The sequence below is a fragment of the Mesorhizobium sp. P2_B11 genome (assembly GCF_056404855.1).
The window spans coordinates 17,274-37,947 of sequence record NZ_JBFUDF010000007.1; the positions used below are offsets into that span (position 1 = coordinate 17,274).

Here is a 20,674-nt window from a genome sequence, read left to right on the forward strand (position 1 = left end):
AGCACACTCAAGACGCCGGCTCAAATTTCGGCTAATGTTTTCGTGGAATCTGGACCAACCGATCGGACCCAACCACGGAGGCTTAAGTGACGGACGACAGACAGGACCGCATTCGCCAGCGGGCACACGAGATCTGGGAACAGGCTGGCCGGCCGGAAGGCGCGCATCAAGAACACTGGGAACGGGCCACGGCCGAAATCGACGGCGCGGCCGCCAAGCCGAAAAAGGCGGCCAAGAAGGCCGACGCCAAGCCCGCCAAAGCTGCCGCCAAGCCAAAGGCAGCAAAGCCTGCTGCGGCCGCAAAGTCCGGCAAGGCCAAGTCGAAATAGGGCACGGCTGAACTCGCGCGGCGGAGCCGTCCCTGGCACCCGCCGTTCAGGCGCGCCCAAGCCTCTCAACCTGACGAATTGCGCCGGCAACAGGCAGCGCAATTCGTTGTGTTTGCCGACAGGGCGAACCGCCCTTCACGCCTCCCAGGCATAACTTGACAGCGCAAAGCGGATGCCGGCTTCTGTCATCGTCATCTCGCATTCTGTGATCTGGCGCAGGTGGCGCAGATAGCGCGCCACCGTCTGCGGCAGCCAGCCGGCGCAGGCCTCGACATAGGCGCGGCTGTGAACGAGCGTGCCGGTCGACAGCCTCTCGTCCTTCTCGGCAATCACCTTCAGATACTGGCGGATGAAACGGATGTCGTCGGCGATGTCCTGGCTGGCCATGCGCCAGGCTCCGGCAACGCGTTCGCGCTGGTCGAGCGACAACAGCGGGGGCGATGGCAGGGGAGGTGACGGCAGCGGACGGGAGAGATCGGCGAAAGCGGTATGGTTCGCTGTGCTCACGGAAGTCCCCTCGATGAAAAGAGTATCGTACTTTACGTACGAAATTTGGTCAAGCGCATTGCGTACAATTTGAACGATGACGACAACTGATGGATCTGCGGAATTGCGGCGCGAGGCGACGATCAGCTTGTGGACAGCGTATCGCTGTGGTGAGAGGACCAGGCACGCCCGAGCAATGCAGGAGTACAGTTCTCGGCGCGTATTCGCCCCAGCCCCTCACATATCGATCATCGAGCGCTTCACCCGGCCGATGATGGTGATGGCGCCTTCGAGCGCCGGCGGCGGGATGTCCATGTAGGAGGCCGGCTGGAAGGGCGGGTTCTCGTTGGGGCGGTAGCGCTTGTAGGTGGCCTGGCCGCTTTCGTCGGAAATGACGTAGCAGCCATTGGTCACCAGCCGCTTGTCGCGCAAATTGACGAAGATGATCGAATCCGGCGGCGAGATCTTGTTCATCGACGGGCCGTCGACGCGAAGCGCAATCCATTGGCCCTGCTCGAGATCGGTGGTGGGGATGGTCGGATAATCGCTGAGATTGACCACCATCTCCTGGCTGCCGAGTTCGCCAGCGCTGATCCACGAGACGATGGGCACGTCGACCGTGGCCAGCGCCGGCATCGGGATCTGCCGGCCCGCCTCGTCGAAGCCAAAATGGCCGCCCGAAAGGCTGCCGCCCTCGCCATTGAACAAGAGCCAGCCGGGATCGACGCCGAACAGGCGGCCATATTTCTCGGCTGCCTTGCGCGACAGCGGCCGGTTGCCGTTCTCGTGGCTGATCAGCGTGTTCTTGTTGATGTCGCGCAATGCCCGCGCGGCATCGCTCGGCGAGGCATAGCCCGCCTCCGCCCGTGCCTGCTGCAATCTGTGCCTTGGTTCCTGCATCGTACAAATTGCCCGAAATTTATCGTCCGATATGTACGATTTCACTTGCATGCGTTTCGTACATATCGTACGCTTAACGCATGATCGAACAAACCGCAAGCGTTTCCGCAGGCCTCGTCAGCTTTCTCCAATCGTCCGGGCTGTCCTCCTCCCCGGTCCGGACGCAAACCGGGGCGTCTGCCCCGGTTCCGGTCGACCTCCCCCTGTCGACCGGAACGGCCGGAGCCGTTCCTCTCCCGGCTCCGGCCACCTTTTTGCCCGATGGCGCCACCAATCCCGGTGGGTCGCCGGCCATCGCTTCCAGCCGGCAGGGCATTTYCTGCATCCGCACGGAAGACGGCACTGTCATCCTGTTCGACCGGCTGACGGGCAGGGCGGTTTCCGCCCTCACCAAGGCGGCAGCGGAAGCCGCATTGCGGCATCTCGCCGGCTCCCTGCCGGCCGCCAGCACCGCCTGACAACACCGAACCCGACGTTCTGAACCTTGCCTTGGCCCTCAGGCTGAGCGCCCGCCTTTGCGCGCAAATCAATGGATCCGACATGACTGCCTATACCGAGACCGAATTGCAGGAGATTGCCGTCTGGCTGAGCGACGGCCTGTCGGCCACCAGGATCGCCGTCCGCTTCACCGCGCTGCGCGGCAGCCCGGTCTCGCGCAACGCCATCATCGGCATCGTCCACCGCAACGCTGCGCTGAAGACCATCGGCTTCGCCAATCCCAAGGGTGGTAGGTCCGGCGGGAGACCCAGGAAGAATGCGGGGAAGAGCGTAGCAAGACCAACTGCAGCCAGTGAAAATGTAGCTCATGACGCGGCCGCGAGTAATCAGCCGGTGCAACCAAGCAAGCTCGCAAGAAGGCCTGAAGTTTCGAAGCAGGCAGCACCAAGCTGGCTGGCCGCCAAACCGGCCCGTCAGCCAATGGCCAAGCCACTGTTGCCGACCCGGCCGGCGCGCTCGATCCCGGGCGAGGGGCGGCTGGTGGTGGACGGCGAGATCTACCGCTTCAAGCTGCCGGCGCCGCGCCCCGCCGCCATCGGGCGCCAGACGCATGTCGCCGCAATGCGCTTCATCGACTGCCTGTTCAACCGCTGCCGCGCGCCGCTCGACCTGACGCTGGAGGAAGACCCGGAGAAAGACGCGCCCGGCAGCAGGCCTGGCGCGGACATGCTGTGCTGCGGCCTGCGCACAAGAGCGCTGAAAAGCTACTGCGAATATCATCAGGCGCGCTTCCATCGGCCTGTGGCCGAGGTGGTGTGAAAAGCTAGGCTCGGTTCCTTCGGGGGCGCACCATGATCGAGAGGCGGCGGGACAGCGCCCCCCTCTGTCCTGCCGGACATCTCCCCCACATGGGGGGAGATTAGCAGCAGCGCCCACGCTGCCTTCCTTGCGGCGACGGTAACTGGCGAAGGCCTACGCGACATCTGATCTCCCCCCTCGTGGGGGAGATGCCCGGCAGGGCAGAGGGGGGCGCGAAGGATCTCCAACCTTGCCGGCCAAAAATCCAATCCCCAAAAGGATCATCCGATGAGCAAAAAAACCGCGCAGAAAGCCAAGCCACCAAAGCTGCCCAAGGACGAGGCCGAGCAGGTGCGCATTCGTCGCGAGATCGGCCACGATTTTGCGCTCAAGGATGACAGCTTCGGCCGCAAGCGGCTGAGCGTGGGCACGCAGGAGGCGCGGCGCGTCTACGAAATTTCCAATGGTGGCTATACCGCGACCGGCGGCGTCGTGCGGGTGCGCTATGTCGATCCGCTGGTCGGCATCACCTCGCTGACACGCCAGCAGCGCGAGGCCGGCCAGCGCTTTCGAGCGCGCCTCGCGCGAGGGGCTCAGGCCAATGCCGTGGGAAGAGCGCGTCGACGGCGGCCGCATCAATGGCGGCATTCCCGACCGCGTGCTCAACGCCGGCCGCGCCCATGCCGGCGCTCGTGCCGCATTGGCGCATTGGGAAGTGGCTGACGTGGTGCGCAACATCTGCCTGGAAGGCCAGTCGGTGAAGTCGCTCGCCGAGCGTACCGGCGAAGGACGCGATGTGGTGGTGAAGCTGCTGAAGGTAGGGCTGGACCTGCTGGCGGTGCACTACGGGATGATGTTGATGCGCAAGCCGCACTGAGGCCGGCAGTCCGCGAAGAGGCAAGGCGGCCGGCCGACAGATGCCGGCCGGACCGGTTCACGCAGGATCACCGCTCGCAAACGCGAACTTCCTCAACGACCCTGTGATGATGGCGCCAATGCCTGACCAGCTCTATGTGGCAGCGGTGATGATGCCTGTGGTACCTGTGATACCTGTGGTACCTGAAGCCGTTATCGTAGGCGTCGTACTGATAGCGAGGAGCGTAGCGGTCGCCATAGTAGTCGCGATATCCGTCATTGTAGTAATTGTCATCGTAGCCGTTGCCGATGCCGATCACGATGCGCCCGCCGGCATTCGCCGGGGCAATCATCGCTGCCGCTGCGGAGATGGCTATCATTGAAGCAAGCAGGAGCTTTTTCATAGCTGCCTCCTATTCAAGGTTAATCTAATATAACCCCCTGGGCGCGACCTCGTTCCAAAATTTCTGCGAGATGTGACGACCTCTGCGCGCGGTGAGGCTAGTCACCGTGGCCACCTTTCAGCCCCATCCCTTCGATTTTGAACCCTTCGCCACCCCAGCCACCAACCTGGCAAGTGAATCAGCGAAGGAGCGTATAAAAACAGGCACTTGGGGCGGTTCGGTGAATCAATCCCTGAAACGCTTCAGCCGCCTTCTTTCTCTGACTTCGCAGCCTCACCAGCATCTGGCGCCTTCTCCCACCCGAACACGCTGCGCCCTCCGAGCAGATGCGACTGGTCGAACTCGCCGGCGACGATTTCCTTCAGGCTCGGCCCGGTGACGTAGCGCTCCAGCCGCCGCGCTTCGCCATCCAGCCGCTGCAGCGCGCCGAGCTCTTCCTCGCGGCCGAGCTTTGCCTTGCCGACGGCCGATTTCAGCACCGCGATCGTCTCGTCATAGACTTTCAACGGCACCGGGAAGGGGTGGCGGTCCTTGCCGCCATGGGCGAGCGAGAAGCGCGCCGGGTCGGAGAAGCGGCAGGGTGCGCCATGGACCACTTCGGCCACCATGGCCAGCGCCCGCACGGTGCGCGCGCCGACGCCGGGCACCAGCAGCAGTTCGGGGAAATCCGCCGGCCCGCTTTCGATTGCCGCGGAAATGTTGCCGTGCAGCCGGTGCATGACGATGTCGCTCTCGCGCACGTCATGATGCGCCGGCATCACCAGGTTGGGCAGCATCGGCTGCGCCGCGGGTTTCGCAGGTTGAACCTTCGGCGGCGGCTCCAGCACGGCAAGTTCGTCGAGTATCCGCTCCGGGCTCATGGTCTTCAGCAAATCGAGCTGCCCGGTTCGCGACGGCTCGGCGCGATGGTCGGTCAGGTTGACGATCTCGCCCTGGGTCTCGCCTTCGATCGCCGCATGCGGCTGGTCGACGAAGCTGGTCAGCCCTTCCGATAGCCAGTGGTAACGGCGCGCCTGGCGGCTGTCGCCATTCATGCCTTGCTGCACCACCACCCAGCGGCTGTCGTCGGTCACGATGAAGCCGTGCAGATAGAGGTCGAAGCCGTCCTGCACGGCGGCACTGTCGACCTTGGCGACCAGGCGGCTGGCGGTGGCGAGCGCCGAGCCATCGATGCCGACGCGCTCGCCGATAGCGGTCAGCTCCTGCGGCGTCTTGCGCGAATGCGCGCCGCGCCCGCCGCAGACATGGATGCCGAGCTCCCGCGACATCGGGTTCAGTCCGCGCTTCAGCGCGCCGACGACCGAGGTGGTGATGCCCGAGGAGTGCCAGTCCATGCCCATGACGGCGCCGAAGGACTGGAACCAGAAAGGATGCGCCAGCCGCCGCAACAGCTCGTCGCGGCCATAATGATGGATGATCGCCTCGCACAGCACCGCGCCCAGCCGCGTCATGCGATCGCCCAGCCATTTCGGCACCCGTCCGCCATGCAGCGGCAGGTCCGCACTGCCGCTTCGCTGCGTCAAAGTCTTGTTCTCCGTGGCTAAAGGCGCGTCCGGCGGTGCGCCTGAGATCTAGATGGCATCTGGGTGGAGATTTGCAAGCGTGGTGGGCGCAGTCCCTTGTCGCTCGGCTGTCCCGCCGTCACCCATCCTTGCGATCCTACCAAAGCCGTTTGAATATGCGTGCCGCTGCTTGGAGGGAGCACACGTGGCGCACATCGCTGTGGTCACGCATGAATATGACCGGTTCCAGACGCCGTGGCGTCCGCTGCGCCGGCGCGACAGTCCGTATATGCTGTTCGACATCCTGGCCGAACTCGAGCGGCGCGGCCACCGGGTGAGGCGGCTTTGCGGCCTGTCGCAACCGCCCGATGCCGACCTCGCCATCCTGCATGTCGACGCCACCATCGTGCCGCAAGCCTATGTCGACTATGCCGCCCGTTTTCCGTTCTGTCTGAACCTTGCTGTCTCAGACATTTCCAAGCGCCGCATCAGCCAGGCGCTGCTCAGCGACGGTGACGGCTGGAGCGGGCCGGTGATCGTCAAGAGCAACCTCAACCACCACGGCCTGCCCGAAGCGCGCTTCAACCTGCGCGCCGCGCGCCACGGCCGCCCGACGCCGTTTCCAGGCGCACGCGAAATGCCCCGCTACGCGGTCTTCGCCGCCCGCGGCGACGTGCCTCCGGAGCTTCTCGAAAGGCCCGATCTGGTGGTGGATAAATTCATGCCGGAAATCGTCGCCGATGGTTTCGGCACCCGCATCTGGGTGTTCTGCGGGACGCGCGAACGCTGCGCACGCTATGTCTCGCCCAACGCCGTGGTGAAAGCCTCCGAGACGATAAGGCGCGAGCCGGTGCCGGTGCCCGACGAGATGCGCCTTCTGCGGCAAAAACTCGGCTTCGACTACGGCAAATTCGATTTCGTCATCCACCAGGGCCAGCCAGTGCTGCTCGACGCCAACCCGACCCCCGGCCGCCCGAAAAGCGTGCGCTCGATGCTGGTGGAGGCGGCGGCGAATTTGGCCGATGGGTTCGAGGGGATGATGGGGCGGGGCGGGTGAGGGCGGCGATGTGAAGGAAGAACCGTCCTAGCGGTCATTCCCGCCGATCTCGATGACTCCTGAACCGCCGCCTGTCAGCCAGTTAATCAGTGTGGTGACGACGGGATCGATATCTTTCCCTTGCAGTGCACACCAGCGACGACGCGATTGCTTATTTCATGCGTGAAGTAAACAAGCGGGCGGTGGGATCCTCTTTGAGGCGCTTGGCGAGAGCGCGATCGACGCTTTTGTATAACCTTCGCCAAGGCTCGGAAGACAGCCTTGCAAAAGGCCGGGGCTGAACGTTGGCGAGCCGGCCGCGATCAAGGCAACCTCTGCCAGATCGTCGCCGCCGCCATCTGACAACCCACCCCCGCGCTACAACCCCTCCCGCACAAACTCGCCCGCGCTGTGCAGCGCCCGTCGCCCGGCGCTCAGTTGCGCGTTCCAGACCGGCCAGGCGTGGATCATGTGGGGCCAGATTTCGAGGCGCGCCTTGACGTCGGCCGCGCCGGCGGCCTCGGCGAGCCGCGTTGCATCCGACAGCAGCGTCTCGGCGGAGCCGACCTGTATCAGCATGCGGGGAAATCCTCGGAGATCGGCAAACAGCGGCGAGACCAGTGGATCGCGCCGATCGACATTATCGGGGACATAGGCGCTCGCCAGTTCCTCCAGATAGGCGTGGTGGATGATGGGGTCGACCGCTTCTTTGCTCGCCAGCGTCGCGCCCGACATTGATAGGTCCGTCCACGGCGACACCAGCCAGAGGCAGGCCGGTAAATGCTCACCCGCCGCGCGCAGCCTGCCTGCCAGAGAGAGGCTGAGGTTGCCGCCGGCGCTGTCGCCGCCGACCACGATGCGCTCCGGCGCGATCCCTTGCCCGGTCAGGAAGCGCCATGCCTTGAGCGCGTCTTCGTGCTGCGCGGGGAATGGATGTTCGGGCGCGCGCCGATAGTCGATCGCGAGCGTGCGCATTGCCATGGCCCGGCCCGCCTCGGTCACCATGCGGCGATGGCTTTTGACCGAGCCGGAGCAGTAGCCGCCACCGTGGAAGAAGAGCAGGACCTGGTCCCTGTCACTCCCGGGCGCGAGGCTCCACTCACCTGCGAGGCCGTCGAAAACTACCGCTTCGCATTGGATGTCGTCCGCGATCCGCCATGACGAGCCGACTTCGTCGAGCCGGGCCCGGCGCTCGTCCCAGCCCACCGGCCGCGGCTTCGACGCCAGCAGCGCGCGGACGGCGTTGATCTCCGTCAGGTCGAGATGTTCGTCCACACCGTCCATCTTGCTTTCCGCGACAAACCGGCGCCAGGCCAGCGCCTTCATCCTAGGCAAGCCGGCCCGCATAGTCACCCGTGTCCCGTAGGGCAGGGCCAGTCGCATATGGCGCTCTCCCTCTCCGGCCGCTGCGCGGCCACCTCTCCCCCATTTCATGGGGGCGAGAAACAACAATCGGCGAGGTCGCAGCCTTGGAAGGCTTGGGTTCCTCGCCCCCACGGCGTGGGGGAGAGGTGGCTCGGCGAAGCCGAGACGGAGAGGGGAACCCCTATGCGAATTCCCCGCGCGTCAGGGCAGCGCGCGGCGCGGCAATAGCTCAACGTGGGTCCAACAGCGAGACCTTGAGCCGCCGTGCGCCCCGTCACGGAAAGCGCTTCGCAGTTGCCTCTAGCTGCCGGCTTCCCGCAGCACCGCCTTCTCCACCGCCGGCTCGAGCGTCTCCGCGAACGGCGTCGCCAGGTGATGCTGGTCGCGGTAGGCGATCTTGCCGTTGATGACGACGTGGCAGGTGCTGGCGTTGCAGAACTGGTTGGTCATGTCGATGTAGCTGGCGCCTGGAATGGCGCGCACGATGTCGCGCTCCATCGCCGCGCCGGCGTCGTTGGCGGCGTCGGTGCGCTTCTGGTCGCACAGCGAAGGCGTCTGCCCGCGCCACAGCGCGCGCGCCACGCAGGTGTCGACATGATCGTCGTTGAACGGCACGTCGCGAATGACGGCAACTTTCAGCCCGGCTCGGCTGAACGCGGTGAGCGTGGCGTGCAGGCCGGCGCGCCCGTCGGCGTCCTGGCTTTTGGGCGCCTGCATGCCGGCTGACATCTTGTCCAGGCTGGCCAGCGCGATCTCCGAGATCACCACCAGGTTCGGCCGCGCGGCGATGATCTGCCGGATCGATTGCGCGCGCCATTGATCGCATTCAGTATAATTCCGCTTCAGCTTGGTCGCCCAGACCGTCAGCCGCGAGGCGCGGCAGCCGGATTTGAGCCAGGTGACGACCTTGGTGTCGTTCTTCTCGGCCGCCTCGATCAGCGGCGTCGACCAGTGGTCGGCATGCGAATCGCCGAACAGCGCAATCGAGCGCCCGGCGTCCTTGTTGCCGAACACGCAGGCCTTCGGCGTCACCGTCTCAAAGGAAAGAATACAGCCGGCCGCGCGTGCTGTGGAAGGCTGCGCGGCGCTGACGGCAATGCTGTGCTGCTGCGGATCGAGATCATGGACGGCCAGCCTGGCATTGGCATAGGCGGCTGCGACGCCGGTGCCGGTTAGGAGGATGGCCGGCACCAGCGCCCGCGCCGCATTGGCCATCAGCCAGCCGTTGCGACGGATCGGGTTTTCGATGAAGTGGTAGGTGAACAGCGACAGCGCCAGCGTCAGCACCATGCAGCCGAACCGCTGCAGCGGCGAAAGCTCGGGCACCAGCATCGCGGCATAGACGATCACCGGCCAGTGCCAGAGATAGAGCGAGTAGGAGAGCTTGCCGACCCACTGCAGGGGCGGCAGCGCCAGGACGGCACTTGGGCCATTCCTGACGCCGGCCGCTCCCGCCAGCAGCAACAGCACGGTGCCGGCCACCGGCACCAACGCCATGAAGCCGGGGAAGGGGGCGTCCTCGCTGAAGCTCAGATAGGCGCCGGCAATCAGCGCCAGGCCGAGCCACGCCAGCGGGGCGCCGAACCGCAGGCGGTCCTGCCAGAATTTTTGCGGTACCATGCTCGCCAGCCCGCCGGCGGCGAACTCCCAGGCGCGCAGCGGCGAGAAATAGAAGGCCCAGGGCTGTGAGACCATGGTGAGCCACGCGCAGACGGCGAACGACACCAGCCCGGCCAGGCCGACCACCAGGATCGCGCCGCGCCTGCCCGGGCGCAGCCATGCCGCCAGCACAAGCAGCGCCGGCCAGGCGAGATAAAACTGTTCCTCCACCGACAGCGACCAGAAATGGACAAACGGGTTGCTGGCCGCGTCGGCCGCGAAATAATCGAACGACCAGCGGATCAGCCACAGATTGATCATGTAGGCCGAGGCGAACATGGCGCCCCTGGAATAGAGCGACTGTTCCTCCGGCGACAGGATGAAGGCGCCGGCCACCAGCGTGGCGAGGATGACGAACAGCGACGCCGGCAACAGCCGCCGGGCGCGCCTGGCATAGAAGCGCCACAGGTTCAGCCGCCCGGTCTCGGCGATCTCGGCGAGCAGGTGTTTTGTGATCAGATAGCCCGAGATGACGAAGAAGATGTCGACGCCGGTGAAGCCGCCGGGCAGTCCGCGAAGGCCGAAATGGAAAGCGACCACGCCCGCCACCGCCAGTGCACGCAACCCTTCGATATCAGGCCGGAACGATGCTGACACGATCGAAACCTCGTGTAGTTCGTTTAAAGCCCACCCTCGCCAAGGGTCGGCCCCATACACCGATATCGCAATGCAACAAATCTAACGCAGTGCAACATAAGTCGAGATTCTTCCTTCTCCCCGTTCACGGGGAGAAGGTGCCGGCAGGCGGATGAGGGGCAGCACCGACGCTGTTCCAGTATGGCCTGCGCCCTATTTATCCCTTGCGGAATTGGCACAATGACGAGCGCCGCGCCGCCCCTCATCTGGCTGCCGCCATCTTCTCCCGTAAACGGGGAGAAGGACGCTCTCACCGCCGCTTTCGCCAATCTCCGACATCACGGGTCGGCCCTTGCGTTGCCCCTGTCATGCGCATCGGCTATCCAACTGGCAGCCAATGCAGTTCAAACGGAGCCCTTCCATGACCAACACCACCATCCTCAAATTCGGCGCCGTCGAGCATGCCGAGGGCGGCGATCTGCCGGGCTGGATCGTGGTCGAGGGCAGGCCGACCATGCAGACCGCCGTGCAGCACACAACCGCCGACGGCAAGGTGATGTCGGGCACCTGGCGGGCTTCTCCCGGCACCTATCATGCCACCTACACCGACTATGAGTTCGTGCACATGATTGCCGGCCGCATCATCATCACACCCGATGGCGGCACGCCGGTCGAGGTTGGCCCCGGCGATGCGTTCGTGGTCGAAGCCGATTTCAAGGGCACCTGGAAGATCATCGAGCCGGTGACCAAGCATTTCGTCGTCAAGGTTTCTTGATCGACCGTCGTCAAGGTTTCCTGATCGACCGTCGTCAGGGTTGCCTGACCGACCGTCGTCGGACTCGCTTGAAGCCGCGCATAAAAATGGCGGGCATTTCTGCCCGCCATCGGATCGATCTTCGCGATTGGCCGCGCTTAGTTGGCGCCGCCGAGCTGCTTGGTCATCTTGCAGAAATCGTCATGCGCCTTGGCGATTGCCTCGTCGCCGCATTCCTTGGTCATGCCGGCGCGATCTTCTTCCTTCATCGCCATCCAGGCAGTCTTGAATTCTGCAGCCGGCCGCATGGTCTTCATGCCGGCATCGGTGAAGAAGGGAGACATTTTCGCCGGATCGTCGAGCGCCGAGGTGCCGGTGCTGGTGCCGGCGAACGCTGCGCCGGTCATCATCGTAAGCGCCATCGCGCCCATGCAAAGCTTCTTGATGTTCATGATATTTCTCCTGATTGCTTTTCGGATTGTCCAAGCAGCGATCGGAGGAAGAACGGGACCGGCGGTGGTAAGGTTCCACGAAATTGCTAAAATGGGGAATAATATTGCCCCATAGCCAAATCCTATAAAATTGTTTTCCAAAGTGAAGCTTTCGCGCGCCATCCTGTCGAGAATATTTTCATCCGCATCTTCATCGCCGGTGAGTTCGCGCAGCAAACCCCGGGCATGCTGAATCCACTGCCGCTCGGCAATCTGCCCTTCGACGACCGAGACATGGCCGGCGACACCACTGTTATACGCTTTTCCACGACATTGGCGGATCATTCCGCTCACGGTGGAACCGATCGCCGTCTCCGGCGGTTGTGTCCACAGGAAGGCGGCCCATGCCCCTCACGGTTCGAACCACACTCTGCGAAATCCGCGACGACCTCCATGCCTTGCGCAGGACGGTGGCTGCGCGCGGCCAGATCGAGACGATCCAGGCCATCGATGCGCTGATTGGCGTCGCCGAAGGGGAGGCGATCCGGGCCATACGGCGCATCGATCTCGTGGCCTGATTTCCAACGCAGGCTTTTCAACGCACACGACCATCAACGGGAAGAAACAATGGACATCAGGGAGATGACGCAGCAGGAATGCACCGGCATGCTGAAGTCGGCCAGGCTCGGCCGACTGGCCTGCGTCCGCGACAACAGGCCTTACGTGGTGCCGATCCATTTTGCCTTCGGCGACGATTCCATCTTCAGCTTCTCGCTGCCGGGCCAGAAGGTCGAATGGATGCGCGAGAACCCGCATGTCTGCCTGCAGGTCGACGATGTCGGCACCGTTCATGGCTGGAAGAGCGTCGTCGTCGACGGTACCTTCGAGGATCTGCCCAAACCGCCCGCACTCGACAGCACGATTCCCGCCAGGGACCAACAGATCCCTGCGTCCAATCACGACCGGGAATTTGCCTGGTCGCTGCTGCAGAAGCACGCCAACTGGTGGGAGCCGGGAGCGTTGAAACCCGGCGAGCAGGCCGGTTCGGGCAGCCATCTGTTCTACCAGATCCGGATCGAGACGATGTCGGGGCGGCAGGCGTATCGCTAGGCCACTAACCGAGAGGACGATGGGGCACCAGTCGCCGGCAAGGCCGTCGCAGGATTGGAACGCCTTGGCGCTCGAGCGCGTTTATGTCCATCAGGGAGTATCAAAAACAATGGCCATTCAAAAGGATTACCGGACGAATAGAGCCGACTACGTGATTGCGGCGAAGCCGAAGCTGACTGGCGCTGCTTTTGTGGCTGAGGCGAAAAAGAAGGCGGTGCGGCTTAACGATCAGCTCAACGATCAGCGTTCCGCCAGGCTCTCAGCAAATCCGTCGGATACGTCGGACAAGCCCAAACCCAGATCGCGCGGTTAGTTTTCGGCGCCCGCACCGTGGCATTGAGGCAGGATTGAGCGGCGCGTTGTCGACACTGGCGACCGGACCGAATTGAAGCGCCGCCTTGAGAGGCGGCGTTTTGCCGGGCAAGGCGCTTCGCCTCCTGCTGTTTCAGGAATAGGACAGGAATTTCCAGGCGCAAAAAAACCCGCTTCCGGAGGGGGGAGGGAGGCGGGTTCTTTAACGACCAAGCGCTTTGGGACACTCGATGTATCCTATGAATGCATCAGCAAGGCGTTTGTTCCACGTTGATCGTATGAAGTTCGACGGTATCGGGCAGGGCGGTTGCTTATCGGTCAGGGCCGTCGCCTAAACGCGGTGTCGCCACCGATCGGCAATTTCGAGAGACCAAGACCACACAAAAAAGCCCACGCCTCCGGCGGAGGACGCGGGCCGATCGGACGGCGTTCGGGAACCAAAGGCTCCGGACTGGGCGATGATCTCTGTTGTCAGTACCAGCGCCCACGGCCGTAGAATCCGCCGCCGCCGAGTACTAGAACAATGAGAACGATGACCAGAATTGTGGTGATATCCATATCCGTCTCCTATGCGCGGCGCCGGCGTTCGGCGTATGCCGCTCTTGCCTGACCAGTGACTTGTCTATGCCGTAAACCGGGTGGCCTAACGCAAACCGAAAAAGCTCATTATCACCAGGACAATAACCACGGCTCCGACCAACCAAATAATGCTGTTCATGACGGCCCGCCTTTTTCTTAAGCTACAGCAAAACAATTGCCGCTCAATACAAACGGCTGCGCGGCGTTATTGTTCCAAGGGCGGAACCTCCGGCTGTAGCCAAGGTTTAGCTACTTGATGTTCGAAGGTTTCCGGCTTGAGACAATCCAGCTGCCCGAGGCGACGCTTCGGGTCAGGCACGGCGGTGCAGGACCACCGGTCCTGCTGCTGCATGGCCATCCGCGTACACATGCCACCTGGCACCGCGTCGCCCCGATTCTCGCCGAAAGCCACACGGTGATTTGTCCTGATCTGCGCGGTTTTGGGCAGTCTTCGGTCCCTGAGGACACCCCCGATCACGCGGGGTCATCCAAGCGCGCAAAAGCGGGCGACTGTGCCGCGCTCATGCGCCATCTGGGTTTTGAGCGCTTTGCCGTGGCCGGGCACGACCGCGGAAGCTACACCGCCTTCCGGACGGCGATGGATCACCCGTCAGCGGTAACGCATCTCATCGTCATGGACGGCGTTCCGATCCTGGAAGCACTGGAGCGATGTGACGCCCGCTTTGCTGCCAAGTGGTGGCACTGGTTCTTCTTTGCCCAGCCCGACAAGCCGGAACAGGCGATCACGACCAACCCGCAAGCCTGGTATGGCGGTTCCGCCGATCAGATGGGCGCGGAGGCGTTTGCGGATTACAGGGCGGCAATTCGCGATGCCCGTGTCGTCCATGGCATGATCGAGGACTATAGGGCTGGCCTATCGCTCGACCATCTGCATGACGCCGATGACCGAAGCGCCGGCCGGCGTATCCAATGTCCCACCATGGTTCTATGGTCGTTGCGCGATGATCTGGAATGGCTTTATGGCGACGTTCTCGGCGTATGGCGCCCGTGGACGACAAGTTTGCAAGGCAAAGGCATGGACTGCGGACATCATATGGCCGAGGAGGCGCCAGAGGCGCTAGCTGCAGAAATCCTGGCCTTCCTGAGTTCCGCCTAGGTCCGATGTTCGACGTCTGTCCGCCGCGATGGCCGAACCGCCGGCCAACCAATTGCTTCCGCAGTCAAGGAGCAAGAAGGCGGTCGAGTTTGGCGGTCAGTTCGTCAAAGCTGAACGGCTTGCGAAGCACGGCGCGGCTGCTGAAGCCTTCGCGCATGTCGCGGTCGTTGTTGCCGGTAGAGTAGATGAACGGCACGCCATGCTTGGCAAGCGCGTCGGCTACCGTGTGGCTGTCGTCGCCATCCAGATTCATGTCCAGCATGGCGGCGTCGAAGACCTGCTCTTCGATCAGCGCGATCGCCTTTTCGATCGTGGCGGCTGAGGTCACGGATTCGCAACCAAGGTCGCCCAGCATGTCCTCGAGCATCATCAGGACCAGAATTTCGTCCTCGACAACGAGGAGGCGACGGCCAGAAAGAAGTTTATCTCCAGACAGCAGTTTATCCATCGCGTGACCCCGGTACCGGAATGTTCATCGTGCAGATCAACCCATCCGGACGATAGTCGAGTTGTACTGTGCCTTCGAGTTCGTGGGTCAGGCCGCGCTCGATCACACGCGAGCCGAACCCTTTTCGCAGCGGCTGCGCAACCGGCGGTCCGCCCTTCTCTCGCCAGGAAAGGACCAGCAACCGGCCATCGGGCGTCGGCTCGATCGTCCAGTCGATCCGGATCGAACCCTCGTCATTGGAAAACGCGCCGTATTTCACCGCGTTGGTTGCGAGTTCGTTGAAGGCGATGCCAAGCGCCAGGGCCGCCTTGGTCGAGAGACGAATGTTCTCGCCTGAAATCACCAGGCGCTCCGCGCGCCCGTCGCCGAACGGTTCCAGAGCATCGTGCAGCACATCGAGCAGCCCGGCGCTGTGCCAGTTTTCGCGGGTCAGCAAATTGTGCGACCGGGAGAGCGCAAACAGCCTGGACTCGACGGCTTCGCGGATCGCCCGCGGGTCTGAATTGGCGCGCGCCGCCTGCCAGACGATCGATTGAACGGTTGCGAGTGTGTTCTTGACGCGATGGTTCAGCTCTTCGATCAGCATTTTGGACTGCGCCTGCTCCTCCTTGTGTTTGGTCAGATCGACGAAGGAGGTAAAATACTGGACGATGGCGCCGCTCTTGTCGCGCACGGGACTGGCGAAAAGGCCCGCCCAGAATTCGCTGCCGTCCTTGCGCCGGTAAAGGATTTCCGTGCCCGCCTGCGCATTGGCTTCGAACTCGAGCTTGATGCGCTTCAGCGTCTGGGCGTCGGCGCCGTCCGCCACCAGGAAATTGAACGGCTGACCCAGCACCTCTTCCCTGGCGTATCCGGTCAAGGCGAGGAAAGCGTCATTGGCAAAGATGATCGGATTGCCGGGTTCCTTTGCATCGGTGAAGACCATCGCCATTCGTGTCGTCTCGGCGGCAACCACGAACGGGCCGAGGTCGTCGTGAAAGCCCTCGACCTCTGCTTCGGCATCTTTCTGCTCGTCGGACTTGGCAACTATCTGCGACATATCGGCTATCGATCCCGCGCCTTTGGTGCAGTCCAATCTGATGGCGAAGCTGAGCCCAAGGCTCCCGCTACCGGGTGGACCGCGCTACGCCGCGCGCGGCACGCGCGAGGTGAACGTCGCCCTGGTCACCGACACGCTGGTGCCGTTGTTGTCGCTGATGACCTCGATCTTGGCCTCGAGCTGCTTGACCAGCGCCTCGACGATGGCCGTTCCCAGGCCGGCACTGGCGACGATGGTGGCGGGCTTGCCGGCGCCATTGTCGGACACAGTCAGCTTCCAGTCGCTGCCATCGGTCTCGTAAGTCACCTGGATCAGCGCCTTGGCCTTCTCCATCGGGAAGGCATATTTGATCGCATTAAGGACGAGTTCGGTGACGATCAGGCCGAGGCTCACCGCCCTTTGCGAATCGATCCTGCCGCCTTGCGCGGTGACATTGACCTCGATCGGCTGCGCATCGCCGACCATCGAGGAGGCCAGGCTGCTGCAAAGCTTCGACAGGTAGGACACGACGTCGATCTCTTCGAGACCGGCCTCGGTGTGAAGGTGGCGCTGCACTTCGGCGACCGACAGCACGCGCTGATGGGCATCCCTCAGATGCTGGCGGGTTTCCTCCGAGGTGACCGAGCGGGCCTTCAGGAGCAGGATGCTGGCGATGATCTGCAGGCTGTTGGCGACCCGGTGCTCCATCTCGCGCAGCAGCACATCCTTCTGCCGCAGCAATTCCTCGGTGCGGGCGAGTAGCTCTTCCTTTTCCTTCTCGATCGAACGGCGGGCCGTGATGTCGTTGAAGGCGAGCAGAATGGTGATGGCCGAACTGTGATCGTAGAGCACCTTGCGCGCGTTGAGCAGCATCGTGCGGTAGCCGATGGTGGGAAAATCATGGGAAACCTCGAAGCCGTCCATGGCGGTCTTCTCGGGGATGATGGTTTCCAGGAGCACGCGCAGGGCGGGGATGTCCCATTGGCCGTCGCCCAGTGCATAGAGCAGGGCGCCATGCGTCTGTTCGGGGTCGACCTTGAAGGTCTGATAGAAGGAGCGGCTGGCCGCCAGCACATGAAACTGCTCGTCGAGCACGAGGAACGGCTCGACGATCGTATTGACGATCGCCTGCGCCAGCGTCTGCGCGTCCTCGATATTCGCGATGGGATGGAACAAGGCTCAAAGCCGATCTGGAGGCACTTCGCCTCCGTTCGGCCTCTTCTCATACACCATTGCCAAGCCGGAGTCGCGAATTGAATCGATCTTGCCGGCGCCGACGCGATGTTGTGATCTCCTTGCGCAATCGCCAGCGTCCTCCTCATCCCGTCGGGAAGAGGAGGACGTAGCGAAGCGAATATCGGTTAAGGGGGCGTCACCTCGTTCGCTTCGAACCGATGCGGATCGGAAAGCTGAGACGATGGCGTTCTGCGATGCCCGGTCGAGAGAACGCAGGCCAAGACTGCTGCTGGGTCGCCGGCGCGTTAGCCAAGAGCGAGCGGCGCACTCTGCTGAGTGCATGCCGCCCGTCCGGCGCCGGGCCGTCGATGCTGTTGTAACGAAACCCCCCAGCCCCGTCTCAACCGCCACGGCCATGGCGTGACCCATGGCTTGGTATACGCATGCAACCCCGCGGTCTGTCAACGGCCGCCCAGAGGGGTGGCGGGAGGTCGTTTTTGTGCTCCCGGCTAGCTTTCCGGCCAACCGCTCAGCGGCCATCTGTCATGACAAAAATCGTTGTAAGTGGCGGTTTTCCGGGCTTTCTTGTGGCTCCGAAGCGGCGCCGCCGGCGTCCCTTCCGTCGCGGTCTAGCCACTTGAATCGATTTGTTTTTCCCATTCGGCGCGGTCCACGAAACCGGTTTTCAACCTGACTTTTTTTGGGTGTAATTCCCTTACGTCCGGTTTGAACCCGCAAGCCGGTCTACGCGGCCGGTCATGCTGGCGTTGCAATCAGGGATTGCCATCCGCCAATTGAGCCTTCGGGGTAGCCGTCGAGCGCCGCGCAATTCCGCTGATGACGTAGGCGACAGCGCCCAGCGCCGTGATCCAGAAGCTCGTCGGCCAGTCGGTCAGGAAGGCGAGCGTCAGGCTGATCCAGGCGATGACGACGGCGAGCGCGATCGAGGCCAGCACGCCGGCGGCGACGCCACTGGTCAGCCTGAGCGCGGTGGCGGCAGGCGCCACCATCAGCGCGAAGACCAGGAGCACGCCGACGATCTGCACCGCCTCGGAGGTGGCGACGGCGACCAGCACCATGAACAGGGTCGAGACCAGGTTGATCGGCACGCCGCGCGCTTCGGCGAGCTCCGGCTGCAGGCTGGCGAACAGCAGTGGCCGGGCGATCAGCGCCAAGGCGGCGAGGATTGCCACCGCCAGCGCCGCCAGCACGATGACGGTGCGCAGGCTGATGCCCAGCACATTGCCGAACAGCACGTTCGTCGCCTGCGAGGCGAAGGCGGTGTAGAAATGCAGGAACAAGAGGCCAAGGCCGAGCGACAGCGTCAAAACGATGCCGATGGCGACGTCGCGATGCGCGCGCTCGCCGAGCAAACCGATGCCGATACCGGCAACGATCGTGAACACGGTCAGGCCGAAAAACGGCGACAGGCCGATCAGGCCGGCACCGGTGGCGCCGGGAAAGCCGACATGGGCAAGCGCGTGGCCGGCGAAGGTCTGGCCCCTGAGCACGAGGAAATAGCCGACCGCGCCGGAAACGATGCCGACAATGGTGCAGGCATAGAAGGCGTTGCGCATGAATTCATAGTCAAAGATCGTGGACATGCGCCCCGCTCTCCAGTTCGACATCGTCGGCCATGACGAAGATGCGGCCGGCGACCCGCACCACATTGATCTGCGTGCGATAGAGTTTGGACAGCACCGGCCCGCTGATGACCTCGTCGACGGAGCCGATCGCGGCCTTGCCGTTGCCAAGATAGAGCACGCGGTCGACGGCGCGCAGCAGCGGGTTGATCTCGTGAGAGCAGAACAGCACGGCGATGCCCAGCCGCTCGCCGATCTCGTGCACCAGGTCGATGATCGCGCGCTGGTGGCCGGCGTCGAGGCTGATCAGCGGTTCGTCGAGCAGAAGCAGTTGCGGGTCGCCGATCAGCGATTGCGCGATCAGGATGCGCTGGCGTTCGCCGCCCGAAAGCTCCGCCAGCGGCCGCCGCGCCAGGTCGGTGGCGCCGATCGCTTCCAGCGCCTTCCAGGCGGCTTCCTTCTCGGCGCTGGACGGGACCGGCCAGCCCCAGCGATGCCCGCCGGCAGCACTCAGCACGAAGTCGAGACCGCTGATGCCGACATCGCTGAGCGCGCGCCGCGCCTGCGGCATGTAGCCGATTGCGGCGTTGCCGCGCGTCGGCGGCTTACCGAGCACGGAGATGGCGCCGCCGGCCGGCTTGATCAGGCCGAGTATGGCGCGCAGCATCGTCGTCTTGCCGGCGCCGTTGGCGCCGAGCAGGCCGACAAAGGCGCCTTGCGGAATCGAAAAGGAGACGTCGGATAAAACCCGGCGTCCCCCATAGGTCAGGGTGACCTTGTCGAATTCAATTGCGTTCATTCAGTCACGTTACTGGCAGTCACGTTCATTGGCAGTCACATTATTGCGTGCGGGCTGCGAGCGCCTTCTGGACCTCGTCGATCTGGCCGCCGAACCAGGTCTGGATCGTTTTGCCCGCCGGTTCGGTCTCGGTGACGCCGATGACGGTGACCTTGCTCTGCTTGGCGATGTCGAGCAGCCTTGTCGTTGCCTCGTCGGTCACCTGCGAATTGTAGAACAGGATCTTGGCAGAGCCGTCCTTCAGGCTGTTCTCGAATGCCGCCACCTGGGTGGCGCTCGGCTCCGCATCGTTCATCAGGGCCACCTGGAAATCATAGTTCAGCATCTTGAGGCCGAGCGCTTCCGCCATGTAGCCGAAGACAGGCTCGGTGGCGGTCACTTCGGTGCCGGCATAGGTCTTCTTGACGTCGGCGATTTCCTTGTCAATGGCCTCGAGCGAGGTCTGGAATGCCTTCAGGTTGGCCTCATAGTGCACGGCATTGGCGGGATCGCGCTTGGCAAGATCGGCGCTCAGCGCCTTGGCGATGGCCGGCAGCGTCGCCGGGTCGTACCACAGATGCGGATTGTCGCCCGACTTCTTGCCGATCAGGTCGGCCGCAATAATCGTGGTGCGGTCTTTGCTGGTCGACGCCGACAGCAGTTTGTCCATCCACGGATCGTAATCGGCGCCGTTGTAGATGATGATCTTGGCGTCGGCGATGGTGCGCGCCGTCGACGGGCTGGTTTCGAACAAATGCGGATCGTCGTCGGGATTGGACAGGATGCTGGTAACGGTGACGTTGCTGCCGCCGATCTGGCGGGCGAGGTCGCCATAGAAATTCTCGGCCGCGACGATCGTCAGCTTGTCTTCGGCGCGAGCGGCCGTGCCGGTGAGCAGCGGCACCGCGACTAGCAGCGCGGCGAGAAACGGAATGGGGCGCATCCTTGGTCTCCTTGCAGTCCGGGAAGGCACGTCGCCGGGGAGGCGGCGCCGTGTAACTGTATAACAGTAACAATATA

Annotated in this window: 24 protein-coding genes; 11 read left to right on the top strand and 13 right to left on the bottom strand. The window is 63.4% G+C overall.

Translation table 11 applies throughout. From position 1 onward, the window contains the following. Nucleotides 1-86 precede the first annotated feature (86 nt). The gene (locus AC1DYJ_RS22925; RefSeq protein WP_477281804.1) at nt 87-329 is read left to right on the top strand and encodes a DUF2934 domain-containing protein; all 243 of its coding nucleotides are present in this window, start codon (nt 87-89) and stop codon (nt 327-329) included. Nucleotides 330-464: 135 nt separating this feature from the next. On the opposite strand, the gene AC1DYJ_RS22930 is transcribed toward AC1DYJ_RS22925, so the two are convergent. Further along, on the bottom strand, nt 465-836 hold the full coding sequence (locus tag AC1DYJ_RS22930; protein ID WP_477281806.1) for a hypothetical protein: 372 nt from the start codon (nt 834-836) through the stop codon (nt 465-467). Between the two features lie 216 nt (nt 837-1,052). After that, a complete protein-coding gene (locus AC1DYJ_RS22935; protein ID WP_477281808.1) occupies nt 1,053-1,715 on the bottom strand; it encodes a LexA family transcriptional regulator in 663 nt (220 codons plus the stop codon). Between the two features lie 254 nt (nt 1,716-1,969). Here AC1DYJ_RS22935 and AC1DYJ_RS22940 point away from each other — a divergent pair, with 254 nt between their 5' ends. The 4 genes from AC1DYJ_RS22940 to AC1DYJ_RS22955 all read left to right on the top strand — a co-directional run bounded on the left by AC1DYJ_RS22940 (nt 1,970) and on the right by AC1DYJ_RS22955 (nt 3,828). Further along, nucleotides 1,970-2,173 (top strand): hypothetical protein, encoded by a 204-nt coding sequence (locus tag AC1DYJ_RS22940; RefSeq protein WP_477426264.1) that lies wholly within the window; start codon nt 1,970-1,972, stop codon nt 2,171-2,173. Nucleotides 2,174-2,255: 82 nt separating this feature from the next. Beyond that, nucleotides 2,256-2,972: a GcrA cell cycle regulator gene (locus tag AC1DYJ_RS22945; protein ID WP_477281812.1), complete on the top strand. Its 717-nt coding sequence runs from the start codon at nt 2,256-2,258 to the stop codon at nt 2,970-2,972. Nucleotides 2,973-3,239: 267 nt separating this feature from the next. Continuing rightward, nucleotides 3,240-3,674 carry a hypothetical protein gene (locus AC1DYJ_RS22950; RefSeq protein WP_477281813.1) on the top strand — a complete coding sequence of 145 codons (435 nt, stop codon included), beginning with the start codon at nt 3,240-3,242 and terminating at the stop codon, nt 3,672-3,674. Nucleotide 3,675: 1 nt separating this feature from the next. Beyond that, a complete protein-coding gene (locus AC1DYJ_RS22955) occupies nt 3,676-3,828 on the top strand; it encodes a hypothetical protein (protein ID WP_477281815.1) in 153 nt (50 codons plus the stop codon). A 67-nt stretch (nt 3,829-3,895) separates the two neighbouring features. Here the strand turns inward: AC1DYJ_RS22955 and AC1DYJ_RS22960 are convergent, their stop codons facing one another. Continuing rightward, nucleotides 3,896-4,210, bottom strand: a complete 315-nt coding sequence (locus tag AC1DYJ_RS22960; RefSeq protein WP_477281817.1) for a hypothetical protein — start codon at nt 4,208-4,210, stop codon at nt 3,896-3,898. Nucleotides 4,211-4,452: 242 nt separating this feature from the next. Beyond that, the gene (locus tag AC1DYJ_RS22965; RefSeq protein WP_477281819.1) at nt 4,453-5,733 is read right to left on the bottom strand and encodes a DUF763 domain-containing protein; all 1,281 of its coding nucleotides are present in this window, start codon (nt 5,731-5,733) and stop codon (nt 4,453-4,455) included. A gap of 184 nt (nt 5,734-5,917) precedes the next feature. On the opposite strand from AC1DYJ_RS22965, the gene AC1DYJ_RS22970 reads away from it, so the two are divergent. Next, nucleotides 5,918-6,769 carry a hypothetical protein gene (locus tag AC1DYJ_RS22970; RefSeq protein ID WP_477281821.1) on the top strand — a complete coding sequence of 284 codons (852 nt, stop codon included), beginning with the start codon at nt 5,918-5,920 and terminating at the stop codon, nt 6,767-6,769. 357 nt (nt 6,770-7,126) lie between these two features. Here the strand turns inward: AC1DYJ_RS22970 and AC1DYJ_RS22975 are convergent, their stop codons facing one another. Further along, complete coding sequence (locus tag AC1DYJ_RS22975; RefSeq protein WP_477282608.1) at nt 7,127-8,032, bottom strand: alpha/beta hydrolase; 906 nt, start codon at nt 8,030-8,032, stop codon at nt 7,127-7,129. A gap of 381 nt (nt 8,033-8,413) precedes the next feature. Beyond that, entirely contained in the window at nt 8,414-10,369 is a 1,956-nt protein-coding gene (locus AC1DYJ_RS22980) for an acyltransferase family protein (protein WP_477281823.1), read from the bottom strand. A 400-nt stretch (nt 10,370-10,769) separates the two neighbouring features. Between AC1DYJ_RS22980 and AC1DYJ_RS22985 the strand changes: the two genes are divergently transcribed. Beyond that, nucleotides 10,770-11,123: a cupin domain-containing protein gene (locus tag AC1DYJ_RS22985; RefSeq protein WP_477281825.1), complete on the top strand. Its 354-nt coding sequence runs from the start codon at nt 10,770-10,772 to the stop codon at nt 11,121-11,123. 137 nt (nt 11,124-11,260) lie between these two features. Here the strand turns inward: AC1DYJ_RS22985 and AC1DYJ_RS22990 are convergent, their stop codons facing one another. Then, nucleotides 11,261-11,554 carry a hypothetical protein gene (locus tag AC1DYJ_RS22990; protein ID WP_477282610.1) on the bottom strand — a complete coding sequence of 98 codons (294 nt, stop codon included), beginning with the start codon at nt 11,552-11,554 and terminating at the stop codon, nt 11,261-11,263. Nucleotides 11,555-11,937: 383 nt separating this feature from the next. Between AC1DYJ_RS22990 and AC1DYJ_RS22995 the strand changes: the two genes are divergently transcribed. The 4 genes from AC1DYJ_RS22995 to AC1DYJ_RS23010 all read left to right on the top strand — a co-directional run bounded on the left by AC1DYJ_RS22995 (nt 11,938) and on the right by AC1DYJ_RS23010 (nt 14,651). Then, entirely contained in the window at nt 11,938-12,111 is a 174-nt protein-coding gene (locus AC1DYJ_RS22995; protein WP_477281827.1) for a hypothetical protein, read from the top strand. Nucleotides 12,112-12,160: 49 nt separating this feature from the next. Beyond that, complete coding sequence (locus tag AC1DYJ_RS23000; protein WP_477281828.1) at nt 12,161-12,643, top strand: pyridoxamine 5'-phosphate oxidase family protein; 483 nt, start codon at nt 12,161-12,163, stop codon at nt 12,641-12,643. A 64-nt stretch (nt 12,644-12,707) separates the two neighbouring features. Further along, nucleotides 12,708-12,956, top strand: coding sequence for a hypothetical protein (locus AC1DYJ_RS23005; RefSeq protein ID WP_477281829.1), 249 nt, complete (start codon nt 12,708-12,710; stop codon nt 12,954-12,956). An 834-nt stretch (nt 12,957-13,790) separates the two neighbouring features. Then, nucleotides 13,791-14,651: an alpha/beta fold hydrolase gene (locus AC1DYJ_RS23010; RefSeq protein ID WP_477281831.1), complete on the top strand. Its 861-nt coding sequence runs from the start codon at nt 13,791-13,793 to the stop codon at nt 14,649-14,651. A gap of 64 nt (nt 14,652-14,715) precedes the next feature. On the opposite strand, the gene AC1DYJ_RS23015 is transcribed toward AC1DYJ_RS23010, so the two are convergent. The 6 genes from AC1DYJ_RS23015 to AC1DYJ_RS23040 all read right to left on the bottom strand — a co-directional run bounded on the left by AC1DYJ_RS23015 (nt 14,716) and on the right by AC1DYJ_RS23040 (nt 20,597). Then, a complete protein-coding gene (locus tag AC1DYJ_RS23015) occupies nt 14,716-15,099 on the bottom strand; it encodes a response regulator (RefSeq protein ID WP_477281833.1) in 384 nt (127 codons plus the stop codon). Continuing rightward, the gene (locus AC1DYJ_RS23020; protein ID WP_477281835.1) at nt 15,092-16,138 is read right to left on the bottom strand and encodes an HWE histidine kinase domain-containing protein; all 1,047 of its coding nucleotides are present in this window, start codon (nt 16,136-16,138) and stop codon (nt 15,092-15,094) included. The genes AC1DYJ_RS23015 and AC1DYJ_RS23020 overlap by 8 nt, the downstream gene beginning before the upstream one ends. Nucleotides 16,139-16,222: 84 nt before the next feature. Then, entirely contained in the window at nt 16,223-17,293 is a 1,071-nt protein-coding gene (locus AC1DYJ_RS23025) for a sensor histidine kinase (protein ID WP_477281837.1), read from the bottom strand. 773 nt (nt 17,294-18,066) lie between these two features. Beyond that, a complete protein-coding gene (locus AC1DYJ_RS23030; RefSeq protein WP_477281839.1) occupies nt 18,067-18,897 on the bottom strand; it encodes a metal ABC transporter permease in 831 nt (276 codons plus the stop codon). After that, entirely contained in the window at nt 18,881-19,675 is a 795-nt protein-coding gene (locus AC1DYJ_RS23035) for a metal ABC transporter ATP-binding protein (RefSeq protein WP_477281841.1), read from the bottom strand. Before AC1DYJ_RS23035 ends, AC1DYJ_RS23030 begins: the two co-directional genes overlap by 17 nt. A gap of 40 nt (nt 19,676-19,715) precedes the next feature. Continuing rightward, nucleotides 19,716-20,597 carry a metal ABC transporter solute-binding protein, Zn/Mn family gene (locus tag AC1DYJ_RS23040; RefSeq protein WP_477281843.1) on the bottom strand — a complete coding sequence of 294 codons (882 nt, stop codon included), beginning with the start codon at nt 20,595-20,597 and terminating at the stop codon, nt 19,716-19,718. Between the last annotated feature and the right edge of the window lie 77 nt (nt 20,598-20,674).